This is a genomic window from Xenorhabdus littoralis, assembly GCF_033949345.1.
GTDB lineage: Bacteria > Pseudomonadota > Gammaproteobacteria > Enterobacterales > Enterobacteriaceae > Xenorhabdus > Xenorhabdus littoralis.
Window position 1 is genome coordinate 1 of sequence record NZ_VCDP01000272.1, and the last position, 341, is coordinate 341.

The window sequence follows — 341 nt, forward strand, 5'->3', positions numbered from 1 at the left end:
AAAGAAGATTATAAAAGACGTAGTGAGCCTATTTTGAGATTTAATGATGTTCTTTGGTCTTGGTTGCAAAAGGAGGGAGAGAGTTTATGGGATGGAGTAATTGAATACAATTCGTTGTTGGGTTGCGCGGAAGATATGGGTCGTCTTTATGCAATTGTTGAAGGTTTACTGAATGATTTGGCAACGAAAAGGGAGTGGGATGATGATATGTATTATTTAGCAAGATCTGTTTTGTGGGATTAAAAATGTTTTTTTGTTGTTGGTTTTAATTAGGAGAATTAAGAATTGAATGAGGTTGAAATGGAAGTTGAATAGAGAGGTATTGAAGTGAAAACCTTCTG

The 341-nt window shown here is 34.9% G+C and carries 1 protein-coding gene; it reads left to right on the forward strand.

Features of this window, described 5'->3' with window-relative positions; genetic code table 11:
* On the forward strand, nt 1-243 hold a 243-nt coding region (locus FE394_RS19585), incomplete at its 5' end, for a hypothetical protein (protein WP_319927977.1).
* Nucleotides 244-341 lie beyond the last annotated feature (98 nt).